Here is a 25,392-nt window from a genome sequence, read left to right on the forward strand (position 1 = left end):
TCGCCATGCTGCAGACCAGGTATTGCGTGGGGTGTCGCCAGTGTCGCCGCTGTCGCCAAATCAACCATCACTCCATCTGGAGAGCCATTTTCGGTTACCGGCGGCGTTCGGTGAGCGCTCACCGGATTGGCACGACATTGCAGTTCCTGGTGTCATTGATGGCCCGTTGCTGCTTTTTGGATGTGCTCACTCCACCAAGCCATCATCGGACGCCGACGTTCAATGTAGTCAGCTCGGTTGTAAGCGCTTCGGACTTCGTCCTTGTCGACATGCGCCAGCGCGACTTCGATCCGCTCCGGATCCCACCCATGCTCGTTCAGGATGGTGCTGGCCATGGCGCTCATGCCGCGGTTGACCAACCGGCCCTCGAAACCCACGCGTTTCAAGGCTATAGGCGGTTTAGCTATTGCTGCTCTGGCAATCTACGAGTGGAACAGTTGTCAGTCGAATGTCGACAGCTCAAGTCTGAAAGTAGTTTCCCTCTGCGTGTCCTTGAACACTGCAGTAAACGGCGCACCGCCCGGAACCAAAAGCTGGCGTGACTTCAGGCAAAAGGGCAGCACCCATAATCGCAGACCCTTTATTTTAGGGAACTCGAATACTGATAGTGGCCGGTCGAATGCGGCCGTCTTGGGGTAAATCAGCACCACATCCCCCGTTCCATTCAGGTAGCTCTGGCCGTAGGCCTGCAACTGGTAGAAGTCGCCTTGCGCGAGGCCGTACTTGCTCGTGCCATTGGCCTTCAGTCCATCCAGCAGTTTCCACTTTGCGTCAAGGACCAGCAGATCCTTGTTGGTATCCCGGATCAAAAGATCTGGCTTTAGACAAAACCAGTTCTGCTCTCGATGGCGAACCATGTGATGACTGCGTGCTTGGGTTTTCAGGACAAGCGGCCGCACCAGTTGTTTCGCGAGATGCTTGGATACAAACGCTTCGAATACTGCCTCCATCGGGAACAGCAGCGACGGAGCATTGTTACCGCCACTGCCTGTCAGGGGGGACTGCTCGTCTAGGATCAACTTCGCCCAAGCCAACGCATCGCCGTAGTAACCCATGCCCCGATCGAGACGCACCTGCTGGAAATCGATCCGTGGCTGCGCTGATACTGGGACTTCTGCAAACACGAACTCCAACTCACGGGCCAGTTGCTGATGAGCCTGAGACGCCGACAGCATCAGCACTCGTCGCAAGGCTGCGTGTAGCAAGCGGTTTTCCGGGCGATCGATCGAAAACTCGTCGTGCTCTGTAAAGAATCGGTCCGCCCTATGTAGGTTTTGCCGCAGATGCGATGCCATCATCAGCTTGCCGCGAAGTGCAAACAGGTTGTCCTGCCGACAGGAGTAGTTGCTGCGCAACCCTCGTTTGACGATGTGCCCCACCGCAAGCAGAAATTCGGCAATAAAAACCTCCAGCAAGGGCATTCGTGCCGCCGAGAGCTTAGCGCTGTCTGTTTGAACGTGGCGGAAGCCTTGAAGACAGCAGAGCATCTCGATTAGAAGCTGGCGTGCCTCGATCGCACCGCCGCCTATCGCTTTACCGACCTTGGGCAGCACCTCTATCTGGTAACCGTCCGGTGCACGGATCACTCCGACAAAACTGGTGACCTGAACGACACGATGCCCATGCCGCTGAGTCAGGCGCAGCCATTGCGCGCCACTTTCATTGGTGGCCCGCAGGCATTGGCGCTCAAGCCATCCGTATACCTGGTCCGGGATTGTGTGCAAACCCTCGGAAGACGCGTCCCCAGATGTCGCTGCTATCAGTACGTCAAATTCGTAGATCGAGATACCACTCACGCGCCCCCCCCACGATTTAGGTCGACAACGTATGGTAGATGCCAATGTAGGCATCCGTATTAGAGAACGCAGCCTCCTGCACAGCGTAATGGCGCTTGGTGGAGTAGCTGTCCATGCCATGGTCGCTGCCGAACAGACGAGCCAAATCGTCCTCCTGATCTTGACCCTCTACAACAAAACGTGCGGCGGGGGATTTCTGGTTGTCCGCCAATACAAGACGGATCTTTTGCCAGTCCTCAAAAAAGTACTCTTCGAGCAGGGGCAGAATGCGGGTGCTGAACACTTGTTGCAATGCTACAAATCGTTCGTCCCCATCAGGCACTTGCGCCAACGGTGTGAAGTACGCATGGCCAATACAATGGTCGCGGTCGTAGAGCACCTCGATGCGCTGGTTTATGGCATCAAGCATGCGAGGCACATCGACCACCTGCTCGCCCAGGCTGACCCGAAGGCCTGCGAGCGGCGCACCTGGCTCATCGCGAGCGTCCGGCATCACCGACACAAACTCGAACCGGCGACGCAGCGCGGTATCCAGCAACGCAAGGGATCGGTCTGCCGTGTTCATTGTGCCGATAATGTCGACATTGGCTGGCACCGAAAAACTTTCGCCGGAATACGGCAAAGACACAGAAACGGCGTTCATAGCTCCTTCGCGTTTATCAGATTCGATCAAGGTGATCAGCTCGCCAAAGATTTTGCTGATGTTGCCTCGGTTGATCTCGTCAATCACCATCGCGAATTTCTGATCCGGTGCCAATCGTGCTTTCCTGCACAAATCCTTGAAGGCGCCCGCGCGGATCTCGTATTGGATTTCACCGGACTCTGCATCGGCATCGAGAACCGGTCGGAGCCCCTCCACGAACTCTTCGTAACCGTAAGATTGGTGGAAGGTGACGAAACTGTAGCGTTTGATGTATTCGGCTGAGGGTGGACCGGCATCGTACTCGTCCACTAGCTTTTTCAGGTCGGCTGCTGCGTCCTCCCAATCCCCAGCAAGTATCCAGGACGAATCCGGTAGTTTGTCGAACACTGCCGGCGCCATCCGTTTGCTCATCTTGACGGTTTTAGATGATTCAATCGTGTGGTACTGCAGAGCGCCCCAAACGGTGTTTCGCACATTCTTGTTCGCACTCTTCATGGCGGCAATAGCTTTCATGAACGGGTGATCAAGCAGTGTGTCGACACTCGCTTTCCCCCCAAGATGGTAGAGAGCCGCCGCAGCTGCTTCCCACCAGGTAAGGCTCACTGTTTTTTCGCCCACAAACTGATTTTGCCACTCTTCCTTGGATACGGAAGTCATGGCCTGCTCATACTCTCGCTTAAGCAGCTTCGATAACTCGTAGGTCTTCCCCGTGCCGGGCGGACCGTAGTAGATACGATTAATCGGGAACCTTACTGCATCAGAATCGAGCGTTTCGTCTTCGTCGGAATCATCGCCGTGCTCCACTGGATCGTCACGCAGTTGATCTGGCCACAGTCCCGGTCGCTCCGTTTCAAGTACCGTCCAGTCGTCGAGTAAGCCACGATCGGCTGAAAGGGCTGCTTCAATCTTCGAGACGAGTTCCTCCGTTAACGGTTCGCGGTGGAGCTTGGGTAGCGCACCCACCTCACGCGTCCATGAGAGCTTCCGGGTCCGAGTGCCCCGAATGACGCCAAGCACACCGACCGCGCGCTCACTTCCGGGGTTTTTGCGGCCAAAGCGCACTTGGACGCCTTTGTTCATGTGCCACCAGTCCAGACCTGCCATGTGGACAGCCCGCGCTAATCGACAGAACAGCGCCTTGTCTTGTGGCGACCACGAGGCGCGGAAAGTCTGGAATGCAGGTTTACTATCGAAGTGCTTGAGGAGATCCTCGTCGCTCAGTCTCATGCCGAGGTCTAGTTTGGCCACTACCTCGTCGTAGCGCAGCTTGAAGCTGCGGATGGCTTCAATACTCCACGTAACGAGCTGGTCCAGCGATTTCCCCAGACCATCGCCTGCGGGCATTTTGGTGACAAAGGGGGATGAGTTGTTATAGGTGCCACGCAGCGTTAAATAGGCTCTTCGCGTCGCATCCGACTCGTCTAGTCCGACGGTATCGATCTTGACCACAAAGCCGTCATTGGCATCGATGCCTACGGTGTAGGCCAACTCCTTCGGCGCTTCGGACGAAGGGTAGATTTTTGCCCAGTTGTAGCCAGCGAAGTTATTGCCTTGGTTGGTAGGCCGTTTGCGAATTTCTACGCGGCCCACAGGAAACAACTCAGCCTTAAGCTTGTTGGCCCACTCCTCTGTTACCTCATAGGCCTTTTTCAGATCATCGTAGGCGCGGTTTTGCTCGGGGTTTGATTCGTCACGCTTTTGTCCCATCCACTTGTTCAGCAGCTTGAAGTGGTCAGTGGTGAAATAGCCCGCCATGGTTCTCAGATCCCTTCGACATCAATTCCGTGTTCAGCCAACCAAGTCTTTCGCTGCGCGAAATCAGGCATGGCGCGCTCCACGCGTAACCAGAACGCGGGAGTGTGGTGCGGCTCGTGCAGGTGAGCCATTTCGTGTACTACCACGTATTCAGCAATACGTGTCGGTAATAGGATCGCCTTCCAGTGGAAGTACAGCCAGTCGCCCTTGCCACAGGAACCCCACCGATAACCCAGGTCCTGCACCTTCACACCCGCTGGTCGCACCTCCATCCGCGATTGGTAGTCGGCCACTCGGGTCGATAGCCAGACCTTCGCACGTGTGCTGTACCATCGGATGAAGTGCGCGCGCGCGGTGGGGATGGCGTCACGGCGCATACAGAAGCGACCACCCGCGAGCTTCAGCGGCACATTCTGCTCCTCGACCACCTTCAACCGGTGGCTGCGCCCGAGGTACAGGAAACCCTCGCCGCTGACGAACTCCTTGTGCGGAATCTGGCGCTGCAAACGTTCCTTCTCAGCCATCTTGGTGTAGATCCAGAAGCGCTTCTCAAAGACAAATTCGCGCAGCTGAGCTTCGCTAACCTCCGGCGGAGCAGACAGAACCAAGTTACCACTGCGTTCTACCGTGATCTCCATCGTTCTGCGACGTGCGCTGCGTCGGATGGAGAACAATAAGTCGTCCACTTGGAGTACTGGTGATCTCGTAGATACGAGCATCGGATTACACCTGCACCAGCTTGTCGTGGTTGGCGCGGGCCTGCTCCATCAGCTTGTCGGCCAGCACACCGGCTTTGTCCGCATCCACCAGAGGCGGACGAAGGCGCATTAGCTGGTCGAACAACTGGCCGTTCAGCTCGTCCTGTGCGGCGCGTTTGTGCGGACTCCAGATATTGCGGTTGCTCTGCAGTTCCTGAGCCAGAGATTCGACCAGCTCAACCGTTACATCCTTCAGGCGCAGCAACTCGGCTGCAGTTGGCGTCTGGCCAGCACAAACGACATCAAGGACTGTGCGGAGGAACGGCGCGTAGTGTTCGGGCAAGTCGCTCGGCGTATCGGCACCTCCCACCTTGCCAGTGCGCAACTCGTCGATAATCTTCTGCAGTTGCGAGATCACCTCGTTCCACTTTTCACCTAGTGTTTTGAGAATGTCGTTCAAGTGCTCGGAGAGCTTGCGGTACAGCACCGGGTCTTCATCGGTGTGCTTACGGATGTGCGAGCGAATCGCGTGCTCCATCTCGGAAGCCTTGGCGCGGTCGTTTACGGCACGCGCAAGGTGTGTATCGAACTCGGCATCGGTCAGCTGAATCGGTGGGATCTTTGGGTCGATGCCCAGCGAGATCACATGATCGTCGATCAGCTTACGAACCTTGGCACCCACATCCTTACCCAGTACCGGCGTGTCCTTGTAGCGATTGCGGGCGCGGGCATGGATGTACGCCAGGCGCTTTGCGTCGCCTGAATAAGGCAACCCTTCCGGTCGCGGCAGCACCGTATCCAGGGACCCCAAGAAAGCCTTGAGCTTGACGGCGAACTCGGCGCGCAATTTCTCGTTGCACAATACTTCAACGCAGGCTTCAGTGTAGTCCAGCGACTCGATACCGTGCTGACGGAACAGGTCTACTACACGCAGGTGCCTGTCGCGCAGCACCGGTACTTCGTCCTTTAGGCTGGCCAGCGCACCGTCCACGTCCTCATCGGCGTAGGCTGCCAGCGCCTCCTTCAAATGCTGCGCCACGCCGTAGTAGTCCACCACGATGCCACATCGCTTGCCGAAGCCGGTACGGTTGACGCGGGCAATCGCCTGTAGCAACTCCGCCTCGCGGATCGGACGGTCGAGGTACATCACGCCTTCGATTGGCGCATCAAAGCCGGTGAGCAGCATCGACTTCACGACAAGGAAGGCCAGCGGGTCGGTCTTCTCCGGCTTGGCATTGAACAGCGGCTTCTTGAAGCGCTTGATCAGTTGCTCATGCACCGCGCCGTCTGTCCACTGCTTCCACGCAGGGTTGTCATTGTTGCTGCCAGAAATGATGGGCGCGAATTCAATGCGTGCCAGCGTGTCGCGGTACCGCCAGGCCTGTACCACCGCCTGCATGCTCAAAGGACGCTGACATAGGGCCTCGTCATCCAGGATCTTGTCTTCGGGCGAGAGTACCTGCGCCTCGGCCAATAACTCATCGCGGGCTGACCGTAGCGCTTCAAAATAACGAATCGCGGCCAACCGGCTGTACGCCACCACCTGCGCCTTGTAGCCGTTGGGCAGGATGTTGGTCACGTAGTGACGAATGATGTCGCGGGCCTTGTCGGCGATCAGCGCCGGGGCATCAAAGATGTGGCCTTTAGTGGCGTACTTTTTCTTGATCGCCTCCAGCTCTTCCGGGGAGTGCTGGCGGAACAGGTCTTCGAACAGTTCGTCCAGGCTGGCGCCGTCCTTGATCGCTCCATTGGCCGTTCGGCCCTCGTAGAGCACTGGGACCGTAGCGCCGTCGGCCTCGGCTTCCTTGATGGTGTAGCGGTCAATGAACTCGCCAAAGATCTCATGGGTACGCTTCTTGTCACCCATAATGATTGGAGTGCCGGTAAAGCCGATGCGCGCGCAGTTGGGCAGGCCCGCCAGCAGGTTGGCTTGCAGGTCACCAGCCTGGGTGCGGTGCGCCTCGTCCACCAGCACAAGGATGCTATCGTCTTCGTTCAGCACCTCAAATTTTTCGTCAGCCTTGTAGATGGCCTTGGACTCTTCCACTTTCGGTAAATCGTCCGCTGTCAGCGGCGCATCACCGGCGCTATCTGGGTCACGGTATTTCTGGATCGTGGCAAAGATCAGCCCCGGGCCCTTCCGCCGTGCCAGCGCTTTTATGCCCGCAGTGCTCTCTGCTACGTCCACCGCTTCGCCTGTCAACGTGGCGGTCGCGGATAACTGGCCCTGCAAGTCTTTGCGGTCCGTGACGACGACTACCTTGAAGCGACGTAGTCGCGCGTCTGTGCGCATCTTGCGAATCAGGAACACCATTGTCAGACTTTTGCCGGAACCCTGGGTGTGCCAAATGATACCGCCGCGCTTGTCGTGTTCGCCGTGCTGCAGCCGCGTCTGTCCGGTCTTGAGGCGGGCAATTGCCCTGTTTACTGCCCGGTATTGCTGGTAGCGGCATACCGTTTTGATGGTCTGGCCGCCTGTCTGCATGAACAACATGAAGTTCTTCACAACATCCAGTAGATGCGAAGGCGAAAGCAATCCGGCGATCAAGCGCTCTTGCTCTGATAGAGCCGCCTTGCCTAGCGCCTGAGCCACCTCAATCTCGCTACCTGCGCCATCAGGGCCGACCACCGTCTTCCACTGAGCATAATGCTCAAAGGCTGCACCCACGCACCCCACGCGCGCCTCGTCATAACTGGTTGCCACCAGCAGTTGGTTGGTGGCAAATAGCGCCTCGTTGCCCTCATTGTCGTCCACTTCAAGCGCAGCTTTGCGCTGGTTGGTGTAGCGCCGCAGTTGGTCCACCGCCTCGGTCAGCGGCTCGGGTACGGACGGGCTCTTACACTCCGCCACCACAAGCGGGATGCCGTTCACCAGCAGCACCAGGTCGGGCACGATGAAGGCTTTGCCGCTGTTGAAGCCGGGCGGGCAATCGATGCGGTATTGGTTGATCACCGTGAATCGGTTGTTGGCCGGGGATTCCCAGTCGATATAGCGAATCGTCTGACCCCGCCCGCCGTCCCATCCGGGCAGACCCTCCACCGTCAAGCCTCGGATCAACAAGGTGGTGGCCTTCTCGTTGGCTTCCATCAGCTTGTGTGCGCCCAGGCGGGTGATGGCCGCCACGGCTTCGGATAACCGCGCATCGTCCAGCCAGGGTGCTCCGTCATCGCCGGAATTCAGCGCGCGCAACTGCTCGCGTAGCAACCCTTCCTGAATCACCTCGGCAAAACTGGTTCGACCCGTGACTGCTGGATCGTCGAGACTGCCTGCGTTATAGGCCCAACCGAGTGCCTGCAACTGGGCTACGAACGGTTTTTCGACGTCATCGAGTTCCCAGTTCATCAGGCGCTCCCTTTTTGTTGTGCAGCTTCGGCCAGCAATGGTGTGACGCGGACTCGGCCAGTGAGGAGATCGTCCATCAGGCCAGCCTTCAGCTCTCGCAGTTTGCCGGACTCGGAAGTCGCGTTCTGTAAGCGGTTGTCGATCTCATCCAAGCGCGTAGCAATCAGATCCTGTTCGGCACGAAGTGGCTTTGCCGTCACCAAACCCCGGATCGTTGGCAGGTTAAGGCCTGCTTTTGCACCCGCGTCGTTCAGCTTGCTGATGTAGGTTTGTGCAATTGGCCCAGCCAAGTAATGACCAATGAATCGCGAATTAACAACATCAAGGTCTGGGCGTACCAGAGCAATGTGCTGGTTGATGTACGCCTCGCCCAAACCATCAGGAACGACGCCGACGATACCCAGATCGGCCGTGATTGAAATTAGGATGTCGCCGGACTCTAGCCGTGTCCTCTGTCCATCCGCATTCCGAGGGGGGCGCACGTAGATCGTCGATTCGTAGCGAAAGTTGATGTGTTCACGCGTCAAGTTACCAATGCGAACGAACAGCGCACCGCTGTCAGCATAGAAGCGCGCCCAATCGCGCGAACCGCTGGTGACCGTCTTGGACAACGACTCAAGCGTGACCACATCCCACTCCTTCGGAATCCAGCCAAGCGGCGACACCTTGTAGAGATGCGGCGCCTCGGCCTGGGCCGGGCGCTGTTCGCCGTTGGCGGTTATTCCGCGCGTCAACAGGTCGTGCTGTAGCCCCTGCTTGACGGCCCTGAGCTTGGCGATAATCGCCTCGGTTTCGTTGATGGCGGTGTCGAGGGTGTCGATAATTTTTCCGACTATTCGTTGTTCATCCGAATTAATCGAAGGCATCGGAATTGCAACTACGTCTTTTGTTGAGAGATGGCGCACCGTAGTCTGAGGTGTACGCCGATGGATCGTTGCTACATGCGGTTTTAGATACCAATACAGGAATCGCTGATCGATTGAATCTGATGCTGCTTCAATTTTGCAGACACGTTGATTCAGGAGCGCAGCCCCACCACTCCAGCGGTGGACCTCAAAGTCACCATCCATGCCGATCAGGATGTCACCATTCGTAACCAAATACGCAGGGTCAAATCGTCCCTTGAAACGCACCTCTGTTGATGATGACGCCAGATCCCGGATACGGATTAATGGCAGACCTTCGAGCTGACTAAAGCCAGTCGATGAGAATGCAAACCCCGATACGACTTTTATGTCTTGGCCAATCGGGCGAGAGAGCTCATCAGACATACCGCAACCCCTTCAAGAACCCTTGCAGTGCCTTTGCGGCCGCATCGCGCTTTCCCTCAATCTCGGTCAGCGTCATCCGATACTTGTCCCACCAGTTCTCGAAGGAGGCTACGATCTCCTTGCGCTGCGCGGCCATGTAGCGCTCAACGATGGTCTGCATATCGTTGTGCAGGATGGTCAGTAACAGGTCGTCGGCGGCTTCCGGTGCCAGACCTTTGACGGCGGTGTTGATGTGCTGCTTGAAACTGTCATTTTTGGCCTTTAGTTGTTTCTTGATTGCGGTGAGTTCCTTCTTCCAGGCTTTAAGCTGGGCTTCGTCCACGACGCTTTCTTCGTCAGCTTCGTGCTCCCCAGCCTCGACGGTTTCGCCATCTTCCCCTTCTACATCCTTGGGGCTAGCGGCTTTGATCTGGCTGTCCAACTCTGCCTTTTTTGCCTCCAGTTCGGTGATGACCTCGACGAAATCGCTCATCAGGAACTTGACCAGCTTGTGTTCCAGCGGGCTTTCTTTGCTGGCCTTGTCTTCCAGCGCGGTGACGATGCTAGTGCGCCATGCGTCGGCCACGCCCTTGGCGCCGCGCGCCATCAGGGTGAGGAAGTCGTACTTGGTCTGGTACCAGAAACCGGCAACGATGCCGCGCACTTGGAAGGGGTTGAGCAGCCCGACGGTTTCCAGGCTTTGGCTGAAACTGGCCAACAGCTCGTTGCGCAAAGCTACCAGGCTGGCGGCGTTGTCCATTTGCCCGGATAGCGCTGTGATGCGTGCGCTGTGGGTTTGCCACCACTCCTCGAAGGCGGTTCGGATGGCCGCTTCCTTGGCGACCAGACCGGAATTGCTTTCGATTGTCGGTTTGAGAGCCTGACGTTTATCGAGCACAGGCGCGAAGTCGAGATACTTGGCCTCACGCTCCACCAGCAGGTCCATCGGATTCAGGCCGTGGGCGCTGAACAATCCGGCTTTGTCGGCCACCTCGGCCTTTGGGATGCCGCCTACCAAATGGGCGCGCACGTCATGTGGCTCGGGCGGTGGGGAATTGTCGGCATAGCGGCGAATATTGAGGTTGTAGTCGTTTGCCTTGAGTGTGGCGTAGTCGACGATGGCCGAGAAACCGTCGATGGCACGAAACTCGTCGAAGGTGGTGACTATCTTTTCGATGTGCTCCGGCAGCAGGTAATTCTGTGCTCGGCCTTCGAAGAGTTCGCGGTCGGCATTAATAAACAATACCTTGCCTCGGCGTTCGGTGGGTTTGCCGCTGACGCGGTTGGCACCTTTCTGCACCCGCTGGCGCAATACCAGAATACAGGCCGGGATACTGGTTCCGTAGAACAGATTGGGGGCGACGCCGATGACGGCTTCGAGCAAGTCGTCCTCAATGATGCCTTTTCTGATGATTCTTTCTTCACCACCCCGGAACAGTACGCCGTGGGGCAGAACAGTTGCCACCATGCCTCCGTCGCGCGTGACGGCTAGCATGTGTTGCAGGAACATCATGTCGGCCTTCTTGGCACCCAGCGGCACCTGGCCATAAGAGAAGCGCTCGGCTTCAAACTTCGGCTTCCAGGCGGGCTTGCCGTCAGCATCCTTTTCGGTATTGCCCCACTGGATGGAAAACGGCGGATTGGTGAGCACGCGGTCGAAGTGCTTCAACTCGCCACCCTCAACGTGCTGGGGCTCGGCTAGGGTGTCCTCGTTATGCAGATCGGCGTTGCTGATGCCGTGCAGCAGCATGTTCATCTTGGCGATGGACCACACTGTGCCGTTGAACTCCTGGCCGAACAGGTTCGCCTTGCGGCCATCTTCGCCGTGCTCGTCGATGTATTCCTTTGCAGCGATCAGCATGCCGCCGGAACCACAGCAGGGATCGTAGATGTCGTGTTTGAGCTCGGGTTTGATGAGCCGCACCATCATCCGCACCACCGAGCGGGGCGTATAGAACTCGCCACCTTTTTTGCCCGCCGAATCGGCGAATTCGCCAATCAGGTATTCGTAAGCGGCACCCAGCAAGTCAGGGAACTCGAAGTCTTCATTGCGCAGGCGAAACACACCAAAGTGCGTGATGAGCTGGCGCAGCTTGATGTCGGAGATTTTGCTCTGACCGACCTTGCGTGTGAAATCGATATGTTCGAGTACGTCGTACAGGCTGGTATTGGCTGTCTCGATACCGGTCAGCGCCTTATTCAGGAAGTCGCCGACGTTCTGATGTGCGTCGTTGAGCAAGAATTCGTAGCGTGACTGCGGAGGCACCCAGAACGAGCCCTCTATTTTGTACCAGCGCGAGATCTCGGAAGAGACCTGCGCCTGAACCTTGCTTTTACCACCTTCCATTTCAAGGCGAATCACTTCCTCGCGACGTTGCTCAAACATATCCGAGCAGCGCTTGAGGAATAGCATCCCGAAGATGTATTCCTTGAATTCTGAGGCGTCCATCTTGCCGCGCAGAATGTCAGCGGCCTTAAACAGGTGGCGCTCTAGTTGGGGTAGGGTCAAAGGCATTGGTCGATATCCAGACAGATCGTTGCTAGCCATCACACTGAGGCCATTTTCAGGTCGACAGTGTATTCGCAAAGGCGATTGCAATTCATGCCTAAACGAGACCTTGAGAAAAGTCACCATTTTCTCTGATGCGTCATTTTTCGGCCATCTGCGCGTGAGGTGAGCCCTTAGCGTATCGGCACGACGTTGGAGTCCCTGATTTGATTGATCGCAGATGCCAACAGGCTACCCGTTGCGGCCTTCTGAATATGCTCACTCCACCAGGCCATCATCGGGCGTCTTCGCTCAATGTAGTCCGCACGGTTATAGGCGCTTCGGACTTCGTCTTTGTCGACATGGGCAAGAGCGACTTCGATCAGCTCGGGATCCCAGCCATGCTCATTCAGGATGGTGCTGGCCATTGAGCGCATGCCGTGGCTGACCAAGCGGTCCTGGAAGCCCATGCGTTTCAACGCCATGTTGGCTGTTTGGCTATTCGCGTGGGTGCGCGGGTTTCTATCTGACGGGAACACATATTCCCTGTGGGCGCTATGGGGCTTAAGCGTCTCCAATAACGAGAGTGCATGTTCGGTCAGCGGGATTGTGTGCGGACGACGCTTTTTCATTCGCTCCGGAGGGATGGTCCAGATGCGCTTGTCGAAGTCGATGTCTGCCCATCGGGTGGTCGCCGCTTCGGCAGGGCGGGTCATGGTGTGCAGCTGCCATTCGATCAGGCAACGGGTCGTCCGCTTGATGCTGGCGTTCGCGATTTCCATCATGAGCTCCGGAAGCTCATCAGGTGGTAGCGCGGCCATATTCTCTTTCTTAGGTTTCTTGAACACCGCTCGAATGCCGCTGAGAGGGTTGGCAAAGATCATTCCGGAATTGACCCCGTAGGTCATGATCTCGTTAAGGCGCTGGCTCACTCGCTTAACTGTCTCGAGGCTGCCTTTGGCCTCAATAGGACGAAGGAGCTTGATGACCATTGGGGCGCTGACTTCCGAGAGAGGCGTTGATTTCATGCTCGGAAAAACATGCAGTGTGAGGGAGCGCCAAATGTCTTCGGCATACGCCGGCGTGACGGAATCCTTCTTCAGCTCGAACCAGGCGGTGGCCACGTTCTCGAAGGTGTGTTCCGTTTCCGCACGTTTGGCTTCCTGCAGCTCATTGCGCTGAGCTTTTGGGTCGATGCCCTGTGCAAGCAGCTCTCTGGCCTCAACGGTTTTCTTCCTCGCTTGCGCAAGAGAAACCTCGGGATAAGAGCCGAGTGCCATGTTGATTCGATTCTTGGTGACGGGATGCCGGTAGTTGAAATTCCACTGCATCGAGCGATTGACCCTGACTCGCAGCTGGAGCCCGTCGCCATCCGTGAGGACGTAATCCTTGTCTTTCGGTTTGATCGCCTTGAGCTGGCGGTCGGAGAGGCGGGTGGTTTGAGCGCACATGAGAAGTACTCCATGACACCTTTTGGTATTCCCAAGATTAGCGCCGGGGAGTCGGGAATACCATTGGGAATACCAAACCGCCTGGAACTCAAAAAATCTGGAAAGCCCCCACTAGTCCTGAAACCCCCGTATTTACTGAATTTCAGGCACAAAAAAAGACGTCCGTGGACGTCTTTAGATGATGAAATGGTGGAGCCGGGGGGATTTGAACCCCCGTCCGCCAGTACTCCGCTGTCGGTACTACATGCGTAGCCGTGTCTATTAAGTTAACCCTCAGCGACCCGACGGGCAGGGTGCTTTGGGCGAGTTGTGTAAGTTTTAGCCGCTTCGTCCACAACGTACTGCACGGCGATTCTGTTCTATATGACAATCACTTTGGGTTTACAGACATCCCCTGGTGATTGCTGGACCCGAAGGTACCAGAAGCTCAGGGCTAAGGCTGCTTACGCAGCGAGAGCGAATTCCTGGCCGTAGTTTTCGTCATTGGCAACTATAAGTAGTTGCAACAGTGGATTTACGAGTTCTGTTACCAACTCGGCATGCACCTAAAGTTTCGCAACCGGCGTCGAATCCTAAACGGCCCCGAACTCATTGCCCGAAAATCTCGTTGAGCAACAAGCCAGTACAGTGTACGCCAATGAGGCGCGGAAGGCCAACCCGAAGGTTGGCCTTACCTGTGTTCACTTTTTGGTAGGGCTGCGCTGCTGAATTTTCTCCAGCATCTGACCGGAGATTTCGATGCAGTCCTTGTCGTTACCGGCTGCCTGGGCCTTTTTCGCATCAGCCAGCGCGGTTTTCGCGTTATCCATGGAGTTCTCGGATACGGCGGGTGCGGTGGTGATTGCGTCGTCCAGCTTTTGAACCTGCGCGTCACAAAGATCTTTATCCGCCGCAAACACCGGCGAGGCCAACAGTGCAGCAGAAATGAACAATCCAGCTATTGCAGAGTGCTTCATGGGAATCTCCTTGCGCATGAGGGCTCGGTGCTGCCGGTAGATCGGGCTGCCGTCCGAGGTGGTTATAAGCTCGTTTACAGGGCCTAGCTAAATGACTATAGCCGGGCGCAGGAATTCGGTTTTTTTTTGCGTTTTGTGTGGGGAAAGAATTTGCAGGAGCGCGAACTCGCTCGAGATGGACTCGAAGGCGCCGCGTTTATCCAGGCAGCACGCGTTATCGTTGACGTCCATCGCGAGCATGCTCGCTCCTACAGGGCCGGGCGGGCTTGGGTTACGCGGTCCACCAGGTAGACCAGCCCGTGATAATCGATCCCGCCGTGCTGGCTAAGGCCGATTTCACAGGTGCGGCTGGTAGAAATGCCTTCGCTGCAATACTGCACCGCATCCTTCAAGGTACGCAGCGAATGTGCGTTCAGCTCCGGGGTGGTGAAGCCTTTGTCGCCGGCAAACCCGCAGCAGTGAATACCCTCGGGGATGATCACGTTATTGCTGCACTTGCGCGCCAGATCGATCAGCGCCTGGCTTTCGCCCAGATGCTGGGTGCTGCAGGTGACATGCACGGCAATGGGGGCTTCCTGCGGTGTGAATTGCAGTCGATCCATCAAGTGTGTGCGAATGAAACGTACCGGATCGTACAGGTCCAGGCGCACATCGCCGAGGTCCTGGGTCAGGCGCAAGGTGCAGGGGCTGGTGTCGCAGTAAATCGGATCGAGCCCGCCACGACTGGCGTGGAGCAGGGCGCCGATCAGTTCCTGGCGTTTGTGTTCGGCCTGTTCGGCATAACCCTTGGAGGCGAAGGGCTGGCCGCAGCAGAGGTTATCCAGATTGTCGGGAAAAACCACCTGATAACCGGCTTTTTCCAGCAGGCCACGAGTCTTGTCGTACAGCGACATTTGCTCCTTGTCGCCCGCCGCCGGGCCCATGGCTCGTGAAACGCAGGCTGCCAGATACACCACGCGCGGGCGTTCGTCGGTCACCGCCGGACTGAAGCGAATGGCTTTTTCCGGCTGCGGCATGGCGTTGGTCCATTGCGGGACCTGGCCTTTGGACAAGCGGGTCAGCGTTGCCGACAGCTTTGCCAGGCGTGGCGCGCCCAGCAACATCCGTGCGCCGTTGGCCACGTGCAGGGTGAAGCGCGCCCCTTGCAGCGCCGTGGCGAAATTGCTTTCAAGCCAGGTGGCAGTTTTCCTATGGGTAGCGTGCTGCCCACGAAGCTTTTTCACCAGCTCGCCGGTGTTGATGCCTACAGGGCAACGTTGGGCACAAAGACCGGTGGCGGCGCAGGTATCGATGCCCTGGTATTCAAAGGCAGCTTCGAGTTCGCGGGTATCGACCCCGGCGCGTTTCTTCGCCTGGATGTCACGCCAGATCACGATACGCTGGCGCGGGCTCAAGGTCAGGCCTTTGGAGGGGCAGACCGGTTCGCAGAAGCCGCATTCGATGCACTTATCCACAATCTCGTCGGCGGCTGGCAGCGGCTTCAGGTGCTTGAGGTGGATTTGTGGGTCTTCGCTGAGCACCACGTCCGGATTGAGAATGCCGTTGGGATCGAGCAGGCGCTTGAGCTGCCACATCAACTGGTAGGCGTCGCTGCCCCATTCCAGTTCGACGAAGGGTGCCATGTTGCGCCCGGTACCGTGCTCGGCCTTGAGCGAACCACCGAACTCGACTGCCACCAGTTGCGCCACGTCGTCCATGAACGCCTGGTAGCGGGCGACTTCCTGCGGATTGTTGAAGCCTTGGGTGAAGACGAAGTGCAGATTGCCTTCCAGGGCGTGTCCGAAAAGGATCGCTTCGTCGTAGTGATGTTTGTCGAACAGCTCGATCAGGCGGTTCACGCCGGTCGCCAGTTGTTCCACCGGGAAGGTCACGTCCTCGATGATCACTGTGGTCCCGGTTTTGCGCACAGCGCCTACGGCGGGAAAGGTGTCCTTGCGGATTGCCCAGAGTCGGGCGTTTTCAAGTGGGTCTTCGGTGAAATCGACTTGTTTCTCTACCGGGAACGAGGACAGTGACGCCATGATTTGCGCCAGTTGCTCGTGCAACAAAGAGGTCGATGCCGCGCGGGACTCGATCAGCAGGGCGCAGGCATTGTTCGACAGCTGTTGTACGAAAGCGGGCATGCCGGGTTTGTCCTGTACCGAGCGCAGGCTGCGGCGGTCCAGCAGTTCTACCGCTGAGACCGGTTGGCTCTTCAGTACGGTGACAGCGTTGCAGCAGGTTTCCACGTCCGGGAATACGATCAGCGCCGAGGCCTTGTTCGGGTGATCGATCACCGTGTCGTAGGTCACCGCGCTGATGAAGCCCAGAGTGCCTTCGGAACCCACCAGCAAGTGGCTCAAGATATCCACAGGCTCGTCGTAGTCCACCAGGGCGTTGAGTGACAGGCCCGTGGTGTTTTTCAGACGATATTTGTGGCGAATTTTTGCAGCCAGTTCGGCATTGGCGCGGGTCTCGCGGCCCAAGGTCGCAAGACGCTCCAGCAGGTCGCCGTGACTGGCGCGAAACGCCGCGACACTGGCGGCATCTTCGGTATCGACACGGCTGCCGTCGGCCAGCACCAGACGGATGCCCGCCAGGGTGTGATAAGTGTTTTGCGCCGTGCCGCAGCACATGCCGCTGGCATTGTTGGCAACGATTCCGCCGATTTTGCAGGCGTTGATCGACGCAGGGTCCGGGCCGATCTTGCGCCCGAATGGTGCCAGCCAGGCGTTGGCCTGCGCGCCGATCACCCCCGGTTGCAGGCGGATTTGTGTGCCCTGGCCACGGATCTCGCGACCGTTCCAGTTATCCCCAAGCACGATCAACACCGAATCGCTGATGGCTTGTCCGGACAGGCTGGTGCCAGCAGCGCGGAAGGTCACGGGAACCCGGTCGCGCTGCGCCAGTTGCAGCAGCGCCACCACTTCGTCTTCGGACTCGACGCGAATTATCAGTTGCGGAATCAGTCGATAGAAGCTGGCATCGGTGCCGAAGGCCAGCGTCGACAGTGGATCGTCGAAACGCCGTTCCCGGGGAATCAGTTGCTGCGCATCGCGCAGGAAAGCGGCCGGTAGACTCATTGGTCCTCCAGGATCAACACCACGAGGTCTTTCGGACCGTGGGCGCCGTAAGCCAGGACTTGCTCGATATCAGCGGTTTTCGACGGGCCGGAAACCAGCAAGGCGTTGGTCGGCATGCCCTGGGCCCATTCGAATTCCTGTTGTACCTGATAGAGGTTATCGCGGATTTCACTGGCCTTGAGCAAGGCGAAATGCACCGGTGGCGCCAGGCTCATGAGGCGCGGTTCTTCTCGCGTCGGCCAGAGAATCAGGCTGCCCGTGGCGGCGATTGCGCCAAGGGTGGTGGTCAGGCTCGCCGGGGTGTCGTTGAACAGTTCTGCTTTCCATTCTTCAACCGGGCGGTCGTAGGCCTTGAGCGTCGGCAGGCCGGGATTTTTCGCCCAGTGCTGCGAGACGCGTTGCCCGTGCGGTGTAGTCGGGGCGATCAACAGGCTGGGCAACTGGCGGTCTTGCAGCAGTGTTGCCAACAAGGTCGGCCAGTGCTCGCCCGAAGTCAGGTGGATTTCCGTGTGCACCGCTTCCATCAATTTACGCAGTTGCGGGATGCGTTGATCTGACGTGTAGGTGTAGGGCTTCGTTACCAGCTCGACGTCGAAGTTGTCAGGCACCGGCGTGGTGCCTGTCAGACTTTTACGCAGCTTGGCGAGGATGTTTTGCTTGGCGCTCATCAACGATCTCCCTGTTTGGCCAGATGCTCGCGAGCCATGTCATGCAGTGAACGGGCGGCGGGTTGCGGGGCGCTGTGGTTCTGCGTCCATGGTCCGACATTGCTCGGCGTAAGGGCACGCAGGCGAGTTGCGGCCAAAGCGAACAGGCGATACAGCGTCGGTGAACTGTTGAGCCTGGCCCAGGCGTTCCAGATGAATCGTTCCTTGCGCGAGTACTTGCTGCCCTGGCCACGCATCACTTGATCCGGGCTGTCCGGCGCTTTCACGTTCTCTTCGCGCAAACGGCGCAGCAAAGAAGGGATCGGGATTTTGACCGGGCACACTTCGCCGCAGGCACCGCACAGCGAAGAGGCGCTCGGATGATCCGGGACTTTCGCCAGGCCGACCATGTGCGGGGTGATGATTTTGCCAATAGGGCCGGGGTAGACCTCGCCGTAGGCATGGCCGCCGATTCGAGTGTAGACCGGGCAATGATTCATGCAGGCGCCGCAGCGGATGCAGTTCAAGGTCTGGCGCAGTTCGCTGTCGGCAAACGCCTGGCTGCGACCGTTGTCGAGCAGGACCAGGTGCACTTCCTGCGGGCCGTCGAGCTCATGTTCCTTGCGCGGACCGGAGATCATGTTGACGTAGGTGGTGATCGGGATGCCCAGGGCCGAGCGGGTCAGCAACGACAGCAGCGGCACTACGTCGCGCAGGTTCTCTACGACTTTCTCGATGCCGGTGACGGCGATGTGCACCGGTGGCACGGTGGTGGTCATGCGGCCGTTGCCTTCGTTTTCCACCAGCAACAAGGTGCCGGTTTCGGCCACGGCGAAGTTGACGCCGGAGACGCCGATGTCCGCTTCGAAGAACTTCTGCCGCAGGACCCTGCGACCGATCTGAATGAGTTGGTCAACGTCCTTGGTGTATTCCACGCCAAGTTTGTCGTGGAACAAGGACGCGACCTGACCGGCGTTCTTGTGGATCGCCGGCATGATTATGTGTGAAGGCTTCTCGTGGTCGAGCTGGACGATGTACTCGCCCATGTCCGATTCCAGGCATTCAATGCCCTGTTCAGCGAGGACGTGGTTCATCTCCATTTCTTCGCTGACCATCGATTTACCCTTGATCACTTGCCGCCCCTCGTGAGCGCGGATGATCGACAGGACGATGCCATTGGCTTCGTCCACCGTTTCCGCCCAGTGCACTGTCACACCGTTGCGGGTCAGGTTCTGTTCAAGTTGCTCGAGCAAATCGGGCAACTTCGATAACGCACGGGCGCGGACAGCATTGCCCAGCGCTCGCAGATGTTCTCTTTCGTGAGCATCGCTGAAAGCCGCTGCCCGCTTGGTCATCAGTGAATCCATCGCCTTGCGGAAGTTGCCCCGCAATTGCGCGTCACCCAGCGCCTCGTGCGCCCGGGTGCGAAAGTCTTCTTCTACGGCGACCGTAGGAATAATCTCGGCGGCACTCATTGGGCACCTCCGGTACGCTGCCAGAGGAAGCTGGCCAGGTGTTGACCGCGCAGCGCTTCCTTCTGTTTCTCCAGCGAGCCGTTGATGTTCATCAGGCAACCGCAGTCGGCACTGAGTACCTGGTGCGCGCCGGATTCTTTCAACGAGCGGGTCTTGTCAGCCACCATCGCCCCGGAAATATCTGGCATACGGACGCTGAAAGTCCCACCGAAGCCACAGCATTCGCTTTCGTGGCTGTGTTCGACCCGCTCCACGTTGCCCAGTTGCGACAACAGCTCGCGGCCGTGCAGGTGGGTGTTCATCTCACGGCGTGCCGAACACGACGTGTGCAACGCTACCTTCACCGGCATACCGCTGTCCTTGAACTGCACCTTGCAGACAAACAACAGAAACTCGGCGAGTTCATAGGTCCTAGCAGCCAGTGCCTGAACCTGTTGCAAGGTGTCCGGCTCATCCTTGAACAAGTCGGCATAGTGTTCACGCAACATGCCCGCGCAGGAACCCGAAGGTACCACCACCGGATAATCCCCGGCGAACAGCGCCAGTTGCGAGCGCGCGACGGTCCTGGCCTGCTCGGTGTAGCCCGAGGTGTAGGCCGGTTGACCGCAGCAGCTTTGCCCTTGCGGGTACTCGACACGAATGCCCTCGCGTTCCAGCAGGTGGATCGCGTCCATTCCGGCTTGCGGGTAGAACAGATCCACTACGCAGGTCCCGAACAGGTACACCCGTTGAGGTTTCTCGCTGGGGTATTGCCGAGGCTCGGGCAGTGGCGGGGCGACACGGGTCGCATTCGGCACAGCGTTGTAAAAAAGCTCGCTCATCAGGCGTGTCTCTCGGCCGGTTATCCGTCCGTCGAGGCCACTGAATATAGAGAGAAAATCTTTCAGCAGCCTTGCAGACCGGGTAGTGAATAGCTGACGCCGGGGTCGTGGCCCGGCGTCGTTTTTCCATGTCGCTTGTAGCGCTTAGTGCACCAGCATGCCGGTGAACCAGTAGGCCTGGGCCAGGGTGATCAGGCCGACAATCGTTGCAAAGAACAGGCTGTGCTTGAGGGTGAAGCGGAACAGGTCCGATTCCTTGCCCACCAGGCCGGTTGCCGCACAGGCCACGGCGATCGATTGTGGCGAGATCATCTTGCCGGTCACGCCACCGCTGGTGTTCGCTGCCACCAGCAAGGTGTCGTTGACGCCGATCTGGTGGGCGGTGGTCGCCTGCAACGAACTGAACAGCGCGTTGGACGAGGTATCGGAGCCGGTCAGGAACACGCCCAGCCAGCCGAGGAACGGCGAGAAGAACGGGAAGGCTGCGCCTGTACCGGCCAGGACCAGGGCCATGGTCGACGACATGCCCGAGTAGTTGGTGACAAACGCGAAGGCCAACACCATGCCGATGGACAGGATCGGCCAGCGCAGTTCGTAGAAGGTCTCTTTCAAAGTGGTCAGACCAGTTTTGAGGTTGATCTTCAGGACCAGCATCGAGATCAGCGCCGAGAAGAAAATCGCGGTGCCGGTGGCGGAGATCGGGTCAAGCTTGAACACCGCCGGGAGGGCAGTCGGCGCGGCCACGATCGGTGCCACCTTGATTACCAACTGGTCCAGGTGCGGGATGGCGAAATTGAACACGAAGCTGTACATCGAGCCGCCCGCGGCAAACATCGCCTTGAATGGCTTGAGCGTCCAGATGGTCACCAGCACGGTCAGGATCAGGAACGGCGACCAGGCCTTGAAAATCTCCCCGAGGCTGTAAGGCGAAGCCACGGTGGTGCGCTTCTGGCCGAAACCACCGACGCTGGCGCTGACCACGGAAGCCGAGACGGCACCGACGATGTGTTGGCCGGCAGCGCGTTTTGGCTGCCAGACCTTCAGGAACAGGGTCAGGGAAACCAGGCTGGCCAGGGCCGACGTGATGTCCGGCAGTTCCGGGCCGATGAAGTTGGAGGTGAAGTATTGAGTCACGGCGAAGCTCAAGCCCGCGACCAGCGCTGCCGGCCAGGTTTCACGCACGCCGCGCAGGCCATCCATCATGAACACCAGCCAGAATGGCACGAACAACGACAGCAGCGGCAACTGGCGACCGGTCATGGCGCCAATCTTGAAGGCGTCGATGCCGGTCACTTGCCCGGCCACGATGATCGGAATACCCAGGGCGCCGAAGGCGACCGGCGCGGTGTTCGCGATCAGGCACAGGCCCGCGGCGTACAGCGGGTTGAAGCCCAGCCCTACGAGCAGTGCGGCGGTAATCGCCACCGGTGCGCCGAAACCGGCCGCACCTTCGAGGAAGGCGCCGAAGCAGAAGCCGATCAACAGGACTTGCAGGCGCTGGTCGTCGGTAATCGACAGCACCGAGCTGCGGATCACTTCGAACTGGCCACTCTTGACCGTCAGTTTGTAGAGGAACACGGCCGCCACGATGATCCAGGCGATTGGCCACAGACCGTAGGCGAAACCATACCCGGCGGCGGCGAACGCCATGTCGACTGGCATCTTGAAGGCAATGATTGCCACCAGGATCGACAAGGCCAGGGTGATGCTGCCAGCCACGTGTCCTTTGAGGCGGAACACGGCCAGGGCCAGGAAGAAAAACACGATGGGAATAACGGCTGCGAGTGCGGACAGGCCGAGGCTGCCGAGTGGGCTGTAGAGCTGTTGCCAGGTTTGCATATGGGGTGGCCCCTAATTGTTGTTGGTCAGGCACTGATCAGCGTTCTTGGTTAATTGGTAATACCAATTTACAATCGCTGTTGGCTAGGGTAAAAGCGTTGTAGGCGGTGTGTCAATTTGCCGCCCTAAAACTTTTGTCGTAGGCAGGGATTTGCAGAAGGTCTGGCCCGTTTGGGTAATGGTCGCTTGGCAGGTGCCTGCGTAGCCTGGATAGGCCAGAATAGAGCCCCGGCGCGCCGTCGGGATGGTGGAGAAATCGAGTTATGGGGTTTGATCAGATTCGGCAGCGCCGTTTGTCTGACGATATTGTCGAGCAGCTCGAGGGCATGATCCTTGAGGGCACGCTGAAAGCCGGTGAACGCCTGCCGGCGGAACGCGCGCTGGCCGAGCAATTTGGTGTCTCTCGACCTTCGTTGCGCGAAGCTATTCAGAAATTGACCGCCAAGGGGCTGCTGGTCAGCCGTCAAGGTGGCGGCAATTATGTGGTGGAATCCCTGGGCACGACGTTCAGTGATCCGCTGTTGCATCTGCTGGAAAGCAACCCCGAAGCGCAGCGCGATCTGCTGGAGTTTCGCCACACGCTGGAAGCGTCCTGCGCCTATTACGCAGCGCTACGTGCCACCGACGTTGACCGCGAGCGACTGGCTGCCGCGTTCAATCAATTGCAGGACTGCTATTCGCGTCACGATGAAGTCAGTCGGGCGGAGGAGGGTGCGGCGGATGCAAATTTTCATCTGGCGATTGCCGAAGCCAGTCATAACGCGGTGCTTCTGCACACCATTCGCGGGTTGTTCGACCTGCTCAAGCGCAACGTGGTCACGAACATTGGCGGCATGTACAAGCAGCGTACAGAGACCCGCGACATGCTGATTACGCAGCACCGGGAGCTGTATCAGGCAATTATCGAAGGCAGGGCGGAACAGGCCCGGGAAGTCTCCAGTCGACACATTCTGTATGTGCAGGAGGTGCTGGAGGAGGTGCGTCAGGAAGTGCAGCGCGTGGCTCGGGCGGAGCGGCGCAAGGGGATGTAGTCAGCTGGTGATCGTTCCCACGCTCTGCGTGGGAATGCGGCAATGGACGCTCTGCATTCGCTTTGTGACGCGGAGCGTCACGGGATGCATTCCCACGCAGAGCGTGGGAACGATCAGTGCAAGGAATTAATCTTCCTTGCCCTTGTTGCGCACCGCGCGCTGCAATTCGCGCCCGGCGTCGCGTTCGCGCTCGGTGTCGCGCTTGTCGTATTCCTTCTTGCCCTTGCCCAGAGCAATTTCGCACTTGACCATGTGCTTGCTCCAGTACCAGGACAGGCACACGCAGGCGTAGCCTTTTTGCTGCACGGCAGCGGCGAGCTTTTCCAGCTCCCGCCGGTTGAGCAGCAATTTTCGCGTGCGCACCGGATCGGCGATGACGTGGGTGCTGGCGGTCGTCAGGGGCGTGATATGACTGCCGAGCAGCCAGGCTTCGCCATCCTTGAGCAGTACGTAACTGTCAACCAGTTGCAACTTGCTTGCCCGCAGACTTTTTACTTCCCAGCCGGCCAGGACCAGACCAGCCTCGAACCGATGTTCGATGAAGTAATCGTGTCGCGCCTTTTTATTTTGCGCGATGGTCCCTGTTGGGTGTTTCTTCTGTTTAGCCATAGGGGCGGCATTATAGGGAGTTGCACGCGAGTCGGCTACGGGATTGCTACATGCTTGAGCAGGTTGATTGAATCCCGGACAATGCGGCCTCTTTTTTGAACGCTTGGTCGTAATATAGATGTCGACAGACAAGGTTTCTGTCCACGGCAGTTGGGCTAGCCGTTGGGTTTTCATACTCGCCGCGACCGGTTCGGCCGTGGGCCTGGGTAGTATCTGGAAATTCCCCTACATGGTTGGCGTCTACGGCGGCGGCGCTTTCGTGCTGATGTTCCTGGCCTGTATCGCCTTGATCGGCGTGCCGGTCATGCTCGCCGAAACCCTGATTGGCCGGCGTGCCCGGCAGAGCCCGGCCAATGCCTTGAAGGTGCTGGCGCTGGAAGCGGGCCATTCGACAAAATGGTCCTGGGGTGCTTTTGCCGGAATGATCACGGCATTGTTGATCCTGTCTTTCTATAGTGTCGTCGGCGGCTGGTCGCTGGACTACATCATCGATATGGGTCGTGGCGACTTCCAGGGAGCGACTCCCGATCAGGTGGGGGCGTACTTTGGCAATGTGATTGCCGATCCCTGGCGCCTGACACTTTGGCACACGATTTTTATGCTGCTGTCTGCGGTGGTGATCGCAAAAGGCGTGGTCGCGGGGCTTGAACGCAGTCTGCGGATCATGATGCCGTTGCTGTTCGTGATGATCCTTGTGTTGCTGGGCTACAGCATGACCACCGGGCATTTCATGGAAGGCGTGCATTTCATGTTCGACTTCCACCCGGAAAAAGTCCTCGACGGCTTGCTGCCGGCCATGGGGCACGCCTTCTTTTCCCTGAGCGTCGGTGTCGGTTCGATCATGATCTACGGCGCCTACATGCCCAAGCAGTCGTCGATCTCCGGGACCATCGTTGGCGTGGCGCTGCTGGATACCTTTGTGTCCCTGGTGGCTGGCCTGGCGCTGTTTCCGATTGTATTTGCCGGAGGGTTGAACCCAAGCGAAGGCCCTGGCCTGATGTTTGTCAGCCTGCCATATGCCTTTGGCAACGTAGCGTTTGGCCAGTTGATGGGCGTAGTGTTCTTCGTGCTGGTCGCGATTGCAGCCTGGAGTTCGGCCATATCCTTGCTCGAACCCATGGTGGCTTACCTGGTGGAGCGCTCGAAAATCAGTCGAGCCTGGGTCACCTTCTGGTTGGCCTTCAGTTGCTGGTTTGTCGGTCTGGGTACCGTGTTTTCCTTCAATGTCTGGAAACAAGCCAAGTTTTTCGTGAACGAAGACGGGCTGTTTCACCTCTATCAATGGGGTGCGGCGGGTGGTCTGGACTTCTTTGGCGTGATCGATTTCTTCACCTCACGGATCATGCTGCCGCTCGGTGGATTGTGTTTCGTGGTATTTGCAGGCTGGGTAATGGGGCGTGAAGCAGTGCGTGACGAGCTGTCGATGCGAAACCCGATGTTGTTTGCCTTGTCCCTGTTCTTGATGCGCTATGTGGCGCCAATCGGCATTCTCATAGTGTTTGCCGCCCAGCTCTGGAAGTGACGCTGA

17 protein-coding genes, 1 other RNA gene and 1 pseudogene are annotated in these 25,392 nt (G+C 58.2%); 2 read left to right on the plus strand and 17 right to left on the minus strand.

Translation table 11 applies throughout. The features are described 5' to 3' along the window. Nucleotides 1-152: 152 nt before the first annotated feature. The 16 genes and pseudogenes from PG5_RS07450 to PG5_RS07515 form a co-directional block, all read right to left on the minus strand. Nucleotides 153-392: pseudogene (locus tag PG5_RS07450) on the minus strand (integrase); the annotation flags it as partial. A gap of 48 nt (nucleotides 393-440) precedes the next feature. Continuing rightward, the gene (locus PG5_RS07455) at nucleotides 441-1,796 is read right to left on the minus strand and encodes an McrC family protein (protein WP_042955270.1); all 1,356 of its coding nucleotides are present in this window, start codon (nucleotides 1,794-1,796) and stop codon (nucleotides 441-443) included. A gap of 16 nt (nucleotides 1,797-1,812) precedes the next feature. Further along, nucleotides 1,813-4,194 (minus strand): AAA family ATPase, encoded by a 2,382-nt coding sequence (locus PG5_RS07460; RefSeq protein ID WP_020796504.1) that lies wholly within the window; start codon nucleotides 4,192-4,194, stop codon nucleotides 1,813-1,815. Nucleotides 4,195-4,199: 5 nt separating this feature from the next. Then, complete coding sequence (locus tag PG5_RS07465; RefSeq protein ID WP_042955271.1) at nucleotides 4,200-4,913, minus strand: SprT family zinc-dependent metalloprotease; 714 nt, start codon at nucleotides 4,911-4,913, stop codon at nucleotides 4,200-4,202. Between the two features lie 4 nt (nucleotides 4,914-4,917). Further along, on the minus strand, nucleotides 4,918-8,235 hold the full coding sequence (locus tag PG5_RS07470) for a type I restriction endonuclease subunit R (protein ID WP_020796506.1): 3,318 nt from the start codon (nucleotides 8,233-8,235) through the stop codon (nucleotides 4,918-4,920). Then, nucleotides 8,235-9,506 carry a restriction endonuclease subunit S gene (locus tag PG5_RS07475; protein WP_042955272.1) on the minus strand — a complete coding sequence of 424 codons (1,272 nt, stop codon included), beginning with the start codon at nucleotides 9,504-9,506 and terminating at the stop codon, nucleotides 8,235-8,237. The genes PG5_RS07470 and PG5_RS07475 overlap by 1 nt, the downstream gene beginning before the upstream one ends. After that, entirely contained in the window at nucleotides 9,499-12,000 is a 2,502-nt protein-coding gene (locus PG5_RS07480) for an N-6 DNA methylase (RefSeq protein ID WP_020796508.1), read from the minus strand. The genes PG5_RS07475 and PG5_RS07480 overlap by 8 nt, the downstream gene beginning before the upstream one ends. A gap of 167 nt (nucleotides 12,001-12,167) precedes the next feature. After that, nucleotides 12,168-13,424: an integrase domain-containing protein gene (locus tag PG5_RS07485; RefSeq protein ID WP_020796509.1), complete on the minus strand. Its 1,257-nt coding sequence runs from the start codon at nucleotides 13,422-13,424 to the stop codon at nucleotides 12,168-12,170. Nucleotides 13,425-13,611: 187 nt separating this feature from the next. Beyond that, nucleotides 13,612-14,008, minus strand: a transfer-messenger RNA (tmRNA) gene (ssrA, locus tag PG5_RS33270). Nucleotides 14,009-14,104: 96 nt separating this feature from the next. Further along, complete coding sequence (locus PG5_RS07490; protein WP_020796510.1) at nucleotides 14,105-14,380, minus strand: hypothetical protein; 276 nt, start codon at nucleotides 14,378-14,380, stop codon at nucleotides 14,105-14,107. Between the two features lie 87 nt (nucleotides 14,381-14,467). After that, nucleotides 14,468-14,620: a hypothetical protein gene (locus PG5_RS34405; protein WP_177326135.1), complete on the minus strand. Its 153-nt coding sequence runs from the start codon at nucleotides 14,618-14,620 to the stop codon at nucleotides 14,468-14,470. Nucleotides 14,621-14,628: 8 nt separating this feature from the next. Further along, nucleotides 14,629-17,442: an FAD-binding and (Fe-S)-binding domain-containing protein gene (locus tag PG5_RS07495; RefSeq protein WP_020796511.1), complete on the minus strand. Its 2,814-nt coding sequence runs from the start codon at nucleotides 17,440-17,442 to the stop codon at nucleotides 14,629-14,631. Next, a complete protein-coding gene (locus PG5_RS07500) occupies nucleotides 17,439-18,110 on the minus strand; it encodes an LUD domain-containing protein (protein WP_020796512.1) in 672 nt (223 codons plus the stop codon). Before PG5_RS07500 ends, PG5_RS07495 begins: the two co-directional genes overlap by 4 nt. Next, a complete protein-coding gene (locus tag PG5_RS07505) occupies nucleotides 18,110-19,564 on the minus strand; it encodes a LutB/LldF family L-lactate oxidation iron-sulfur protein (RefSeq protein WP_020796513.1) in 1,455 nt (484 codons plus the stop codon). Before PG5_RS07505 ends, PG5_RS07500 begins: the two co-directional genes overlap by 1 nt. Beyond that, nucleotides 19,561-20,385, minus strand: coding sequence for a (Fe-S)-binding protein (locus tag PG5_RS07510; RefSeq protein ID WP_020796514.1), 825 nt, complete (start codon nucleotides 20,383-20,385; stop codon nucleotides 19,561-19,563). Before PG5_RS07510 ends, PG5_RS07505 begins: the two co-directional genes overlap by 4 nt. A 144-nt stretch (nucleotides 20,386-20,529) precedes the next feature. Continuing rightward, a complete protein-coding gene (locus PG5_RS07515; RefSeq protein ID WP_020796515.1) occupies nucleotides 20,530-22,224 on the minus strand; it encodes a lactate permease LctP family transporter in 1,695 nt (564 codons plus the stop codon). Between the two features lie 263 nt (nucleotides 22,225-22,487). Here PG5_RS07515 and PG5_RS07520 point away from each other — a divergent pair, with 263 nt between their 5' ends. Further along, nucleotides 22,488-23,255: a GntR family transcriptional regulator gene (locus PG5_RS07520; RefSeq protein ID WP_020796516.1), complete on the plus strand. Its 768-nt coding sequence runs from the start codon at nucleotides 22,488-22,490 to the stop codon at nucleotides 23,253-23,255. A gap of 126 nt (nucleotides 23,256-23,381) precedes the next feature. Here PG5_RS07520 and smpB read toward each other — a convergent pair whose 3' ends face one another. Beyond that, the gene (gene smpB / locus PG5_RS07525; protein WP_008057382.1) at nucleotides 23,382-23,864 is read right to left on the minus strand and encodes an SsrA-binding protein SmpB; all 483 of its coding nucleotides are present in this window, start codon (nucleotides 23,862-23,864) and stop codon (nucleotides 23,382-23,384) included. Nucleotides 23,865-23,982: 118 nt separating this feature from the next. Between smpB and PG5_RS07530 the strand changes: the two genes are divergently transcribed. Continuing rightward, entirely contained in the window at nucleotides 23,983-25,386 is a 1,404-nt protein-coding gene (locus tag PG5_RS07530) for a sodium-dependent transporter (RefSeq protein ID WP_042955273.1), read from the plus strand. Nucleotides 25,387-25,392: the final 6 nt, after the last annotated feature.

Origin of the sequence: Pseudomonas sp. G5(2012) (genome assembly GCF_000408945.1) — a bacterium.
Classification (GTDB): Bacteria; Pseudomonadota; Gammaproteobacteria; order Pseudomonadales; family Pseudomonadaceae; genus Aquipseudomonas; species Aquipseudomonas umsongensis.